The organism is Shimia abyssi, assembly GCF_003014475.1.
Classification (GTDB): domain Bacteria; phylum Pseudomonadota; class Alphaproteobacteria; order Rhodobacterales; family Rhodobacteraceae; genus Shimia; species Shimia abyssi.
Window position 1 is genome coordinate 182312 of sequence record NZ_PYGJ01000007.1, and the last position, 6598, is coordinate 188909.

Consider the following 6598-nt stretch of genomic DNA (forward strand, 5'->3'; position numbering starts at 1 on the left):
TATTTCGCCCAATTTGCCACGCATAGAAAAAGCCGCCCGAAAGAGCTTCGGGCGGCTTTTGATTGTTTAATAGTCTTTTACTCGGCAGCGACAGAGCTGTTTGGAGCGTCAGCCTTCTCAACTTTGACCGCCGAGAATTTGAATTCAGGGATCTTGCCATATGGGTCAAGCGCTGCGTTGGTCAGAATGTTGGCCGCCGCTTCGACGTAAGCAAATGGCAGGAACACGTTGTTCTCGGCCACGGCCCGATCCGCCCGCGCCATCACTGTCACCGACCCACGCCGCGTGCTGAGACGCAGATACCCACCCGGTTCAACGCCTAGCTGACGCAGGGTTTTGGGGTGCAGCGAACAGTTCGCTTCCGGCTCGACGGCATCGAGCACCTTGGAGCGGCGCGTCATCGAGCCAGTGTGCCAGTGCTCCAGCTGACGTCCAGTGATCAGAACGAAGGGATAGTCCGCATCAGGCGTTTCGTCGGGCGAAATCACCTTAGCTGGCGCAAAGCGCGCACGTCCCTCGGCGCGGGGGAAACCGTCGCCAAACACGATCGCCTGACCGGGGTCTTCCGGGGTCAGCGACGGGTAGGTCACGGCCGTTTTCTCAAGACGGTCCCATGTGATGTTGTTGAGCGAGCCCATGTTGAGCTTCATCTCGGCAAACACTTCCTTGGGGTGCGTGTAAGTCCAATCAAGACCCAGCCGCTTGGCCAATTCCACCTCGATCCACCAGTCTTCCTTGGCCTCGCCCGGAGCAGGCGCCACAGGGCGACCCATCTGGACCTGACGGTTGGTATTGGTCACGGTGCCCGATTTTTCGTACCACGCCGAAGACGGCAAGATCACGTCGGCATAGTTCGCCGTTTCCGTCAGGAAGATATCCTGCACCACGAGGTGTTCCAGCTTGGCCAGCGCATCGCGGGCGTGGTCGACATCTGGGTCGGACATGGCCGGGTTTTCGCCCAGAATGTACATACCTTTGATCGCGTCATCATGGATGGCGTGCATGATTTCGACGACGGTCAGGCCCTTTTCATTGCTGAAGTCTTCGGACTCCCACACTTTGGTAAAGGCCGAGCGCACACCGTCGTCCATCACGCTTTGGTAATCGGGTAGGAACATCGGGATAAGACCTGCATCAGACGCGCCCTGAACGTTGTTCTGCCCCCGCAACGGGTGCAGGCCAGCGCCCGGTTTGCCGACGTTGCCGGTCATCAGCGCCAGAGCGATCAGGCAGCGCGCATTGTCGGTGCCGTGAATGTGCTGGCTGACGCCCATCCCCCAAAAAATCATGCCCGCCTTGCCTGCGGCAAAGGTCCGCGCAGCGGCACGCAGCTCTTCTGGGTCGAGACCACAGGTCTCGGCCATCGCTTCGGGGCTGTAGCCTTTGAGGTGTTCTTTCATCGCCTCCCAGTTCTCGGTGAACTGCGCGATGTAGTCGGCGTCATAGAGCCCTTCTTCGACAATCACATGCATGAACGCGTTCAGCATCGACACGTCGCCGCCAGCCTCGAATTGCAGGCGATGGGTGGCAAACCGACCCAGACCAACGCCGCGTGGATCCATCACGATCAGCTTGCCGCCGCGCTTGGTGAACTGTTTGAAATAGGTGGCCGCGACGGGGTGGTTTTCAATCGGGTTGGCCCCGATCACAATGGCTACATCCGCATTTTCGATCTCGTTAAATGTTGCCGTCACCGCGCCCGAGCCGACGTTTTCGATCAACGCCGACACCGAGCTTGCGTGACAAAGGCGGGTACAGTGATCGACATTGTTGTGGCCAAAGCCCTGACGGATCAGTTTCTGGAACAGATACGCCTCTTCGTTTGAGCATTTGGCCGAGCCGAACCCAGCGACATAGCTGCCCTTTTGCGCGCGCAGTTTGGCCAAACCACCGGCGGCAAAGTCGAGCGCCTCGTCCCAGCTTGCTTCGCGGAAATGCGTCATCAGATTGCCCGGATCGACATTCAGCCCCTTGGCAGGCGCATCGTCGCGCCGGATCAAAGGCTTGGTCAAACGGTGCGGGTGGTTGATGTAGTCAAAGCCAAAACGGCCCTTGACGCACAGCCGGTTTTCATTGGCCGGGCCGTCGATACCTTCGACATACTTGATCTTGTCGTCCTTGATCTTGAACTTGATCTGACAACCGACACCGCAATAGGGACAGACACTGTCGACTTCGCGGTCGTAATCCTTGCTGTCGCCTGCGCCGGTTTCATCCAGCACAGCCGCAGGCATCAATGCACCAGTTGGACAGGCCTGAACGCATTCACCGCACGCCACGCAGCTAGAGGCACCCATCGGGTCGTCCTGATCAAACACGATCTTGGCCGTGCTGCCGCGCCCGGACATGCCGATCACATCGTTGACTTGAACATCGCGGCAGGCACGAACGCAGAGGTTGCAGTGAATGCAAGCATCGAGATTGACACTCATGGCGACATGAGAATTGTCGAGCAACGGGACAAACTCGGGCTCTTTCGCGGGGAACCGGCTTTCTTCTACGCCGTTCAACGCGGCCATTTCCCAGAAATGGCTGCTGGCGTCGTGTTTAACCTCGGGCTGGTCTGCAACCAACAGTTCTGTGACCATGGCGCGCGCTTTTTTGGCGCGGTCACTTTCGGATTTCACGACCATGCCTTCGGTGGCGGGGCGAATGCAGCTAGCGACCAATGCGCGCTCGCCTTCGACTTCGACCATGCAGGCACGACAGTTGCCATCGGGCGTATAGCCCTTGGCGGGTTTGTGGCAGAGATGCGGGATCACAAAGCCCTTGCCGTTGGCTGCATCCCAGATTGAGGTGCCCTCGGGCACGGTGACATCTTCGCCATTCAGGTTGAAGGTGACGGTGTTGGCGGCGCTGGAATCTAACATGGCTGGGCTCCTAGCGGTGTTGATCAATGAGGATGGTGTTGCCGTCCGGGTCGGACAACATCAGGCTTGCCGGACCGGATCCGGCCTCATCCGCTTCGCTGGTCAGGTTGACACCTGCTGATTTTAGCTGAGCCTGCAACGCGCGAATATCTGTGAATTTTTCGGTGGGCTGGGCGTTCTGGTCCCAACCAGGGTTGAACGTCAGGATATTGCTGTCGAACATCCCCTGAAACAGCCCAATGACGTGTGTGCCGTTCTTCATGATCAGCCAGTTCTGTTCAGGGTCGCCGCCCATTGCCTCAAAACCAAGCGTTTCGTAAAACGCGCGCGACGCGGAGAGGTCTTTGACTGCAAGGCTAACCGAGAACGCGCCAAGGTCCATCTTTGCCATTGTCAGATCTCCTCGCCAAAGTGCTTCATGACCAGACGGATCGGATTTGGAGCCGCTTGCCCAAGACCACAAATCGAGGCATCGCCCATGACTTGGCACAGATCTTCAAGCAATGGTTGATCCCACTGATCCGCCTGCATCAGCTTGACGGCCTTTTCACAACCAGCCCGACAGGGGGTGCATTGGCCACAGCTTTCGTCTTCGAAGAACTTCAGCATGTTCAACGCCGCGTCGCGTGCGCTGTCCTGATCCGATAGAACAACAACTGCCGCCGAGCCGATAAAGGTGCCGTGTGGTTGCAGAGTGTCAAAATCCAATGGGACATCATGCATTGAAGCTGGCAGGAGACCAGAAGATGGACCGCCCGGTTGGTATGCCTTGAATGTGTGCCCCTCAATCATGCCGCCACACGCGTCGATGATATCGGTGATAGTCGAACCGGCGGGTAGCATATGAACGCCTGGATTGTTCACCCGGCCAGATACTGAATAGCTCCGCAAGCCTTTGCGCCCGTTCTTTTCGATCGATGACAGAACCTCGGGCCCTTCACGCAGAATGCGCGTTACCCAGAGCAGTGTTTCAATGTTGTGCACCAGTGTCGGGCGGTTGAAGACGCCAACCTGCGCTACAAACGGCGGACGGTGGCGCGGCAAGCCGCGCTTGCCTTCGATCGACTCTATCATGGCGCTTTCTTCGCCGCAGATATAGGCCCCCGCACCGCGGCGTAGATCAATATATCCCGGCTCCACGATGCCCGCTGCTTCGAGTGACGCAATCTCGGTTTCCAGAATCTCTCGTGCGGCCGGATATTCGTCGCGCAGGTAGATAAAGCACGTTTCGGCCTCGACCGCCCAAGCGGCAATCAGCATCCCCTCAAGGAACAAATGCGGTGTGCGTTCAAGAAAGTAGCGGTCTTTGAATGTGCCCGGCTCGCCCTCGTCGCCATTCACAGCAAGGTAACGCGGGCCTTCGTTCATGCGAACAAAGCCCCATTTCTTGCCCGACGGGAATCCCGCGCCGCCAAGACCACGCAGACCACTGGAGAGCACGGTTTCCTGAACCGTTTCCCAATTACCATCTGCGCGCAATTCGGCCAGCTTGCCGTATCCGCCATCAGCCTGATAGCTGGCCAGCGCATCGTAGTCGGGGACATGCGCGTGAGTATCGCCCGTGGCAATCGCCGCTGCTACCTTTTCAGGTGTAGCATGGTCGATGTGGTTATGGCCCAATTCAAGCACCGGTGCCATATCGCAGCGGCCCATGCATGGCGCACGCACAACACGCACCTGTTCCGGGTCAAGCCCGTCCTCCAGCGCCTTTTGGAGTTGTTCCGCGCCAGCCATCTCGCAGGACAGAGAATCGCATACGCGAATGGTTAATTCTGGCGGCGGTGTTTCACCTTCACCGACCACATCGAAATGGGCATAGAAGGTCGCAACTTCGTAGATTTCTGCCTGCGCCAGCTTCATCTCGGCAGCCAAAGCGGAAATATGGGCCGCACTCAGGTGGCCATGAGCATCCTGAACCAAGTGCAAAAACTCGATCAACAGATCACGGCGGCGCGGCCGATCGCCCAATAACGCCTGAATGTCCGCGAGCGCCTCGTCAGTAAATTGGCGTCCTTTAGGGGTCCGACGGCTCTTGCCGGTGCCCTTTTTTTTCCAAATGCCCTTCTGGTCGTCCAGCGGTGCCATCTCGCGATCTCCAATGCAAGAAAAGTGCCTTGATGACTTCAGCCCTTACATCAGGAAACCCAAACGTCAAATACAGATCGCTGAAGGTTCAATAACTTAAGTTTATCGAACACACTTATGAAAGTTCCTTCCAAATTGCTGATCCTCTGAAATGACGAGAATTGCCCGCATACCAGAATCCCGCAGCGAGCTCAGCACGTCCTTATTTTTTCATTGATCGAAAAGATTTTTTAAACAATGTTAGCCCGCAACATTTTCGCAATCGGATACAATGATGAGCTCCCCTCCACGCCAACGCGGCCGTCCCAAATCGTTTCACAGCAAACAGGCGCAAAACACGATTCAATCTCTGGATCGCGCGATCGATGTGTTGGAGCATTTGGCCCAGCATGGCAGCCAGACGCTCACCGAAATTTCCACCTCAATGGAGCAGTCACCTGCCACCATTTACCGGGTCTTAACAACATTCGAGGCCCGCGGGTTAGTTGAGACCGAAGGATTGTCACAAGTTTGGGCAATTGGGCCTGCGACATTTCGTATTGGTTCTTCATTTCTCAGACGAACCAGCTTGGTGGAACGTGCCCGTCCAGCCATGCGCAGCTTAATGGAAACGACCGGCGAAACGGCCAATCTGGGTATTCGAACTGGGGCAAACGTGATTTTCATAAGCCAAGTCGAAACACATCACTCTATCCGAGCTTTTTTTCCGCCAGGCACGATCTCGGCCATTCATGCTTCTGGTATTGGCAAAGCGCTTTTGAGCGCCATGTCCGAGGAGAGCGTTCGCGAGTTGCTAAAGCGTTCATCTTTGGAGGCTTTTACCCGCAACACGATGAGTGACCTTGACGCACTGTGCGCGGACTTGCAAATCAGCCGAGATCGGGGGTTTGCCCTCGATGACGAGGAACGCACCGAGGGTATGAGGTGTATAGCGGCACCAATCAGGGATTTGAATGGAGACACAGTTGCCGGAGTTTCCATTTCCGGGCCGTCCCACCGAATGAAGCCATCTGTGGTCAAAGAATTCGGGACACTCGTCAAAACCGTAGGGGAAAACCTTTCCAGCTCCTTGGGCGCACCTTGATCAAACACAGATCTTCGCGCATTCCTGCCTGGTTTGCGCCGCTCAAAAATAACTCCGAACAAGACTGCTTGCGACCAAGCTCCATCCATCTGCGACCACGAAGAAGGACAATTTGAAAGGCAAGGACACGACTGCCGGAGGGACCATCATCATGCCCATCGACATCAAAACAGCAGCGACCACGAGATCTATGATCAGGAATGGCAGGAAAACTAGAAATCCAATCTGAAATGCTCGTGCGATTTCTGAGAGCATAAAGCTGGGAACGAGAACCGAAAGTGGCGAGCTGGGCACCGGCGTCGCCTCGGGAATTTCAGGGCGTAGTGCCGCCATTGCCTGATAGGTATCTGGATCGACCCGGGCGGACATAAAGGTCCGGAAAGGCTCCATCGTGCGGACCACCGCGGTGGCGACATCAATCTGCTCCGCAAGCAATGGCTCAATGCCATCAACCCAAGCCTTGATGTGAACGGCGGAGCAATACTCGTCCACGGTAGCGTCGGCGTTGTGCCGTCGCGGGCGGCGTAAAAGTCGTCCACTTTGGCCCTTTCGATATTCG

At 56.6% G+C, this 6598-nt stretch carries 4 protein-coding genes and 1 pseudogene; 1 reads left to right on the forward strand and 4 read right to left on the reverse strand.

From position 1 onward, the window contains the following. Window positions 1–77 precede the first annotated feature (77 nt). Genes fdhF through CLV88_RS12880 form a run of 3 tightly spaced genes read right to left on the reverse strand, consistent with a single transcriptional unit; the run spans window position 78 to window position 4955 of the window. Window positions 78–2870, reverse strand: coding sequence for a formate dehydrogenase subunit alpha (gene fdhF / locus CLV88_RS12870; protein WP_106608810.1), 2793 nt, complete (start codon window positions 2868–2870; stop codon window positions 78–80). A 10-nt stretch (window positions 2871–2880) separates the two neighbouring features. Next, a complete protein-coding gene (locus CLV88_RS12875) occupies window positions 2881–3261 on the reverse strand; it encodes a VOC family protein (RefSeq protein WP_243403661.1) in 381 nt (126 codons plus the stop codon). 2 nt (window positions 3262–3263) lie between these two features. Beyond that, a complete protein-coding gene (locus CLV88_RS12880; protein ID WP_106608811.1) occupies window positions 3264–4955 on the reverse strand; it encodes an NAD(P)H-dependent oxidoreductase subunit E in 1692 nt (563 codons plus the stop codon). Window positions 4956–5229: 274 nt separating this feature from the next. Between CLV88_RS12880 and bhcR the strand changes: the two genes are divergently transcribed. Next, the gene (gene bhcR / locus CLV88_RS12885; protein ID WP_106608827.1) at window positions 5230–6039 is read left to right on the forward strand and encodes an HTH-type transcriptional regulator BhcR; all 810 of its coding nucleotides are present in this window, start codon (window positions 5230–5232) and stop codon (window positions 6037–6039) included. A gap of 42 nt (window positions 6040–6081) precedes the next feature. Here the strand turns inward: bhcR and CLV88_RS12890 are convergent. Beyond that, a pseudogene (locus CLV88_RS12890) lies at window positions 6082–6598 on the reverse strand (hypothetical protein); the annotation flags it as partial.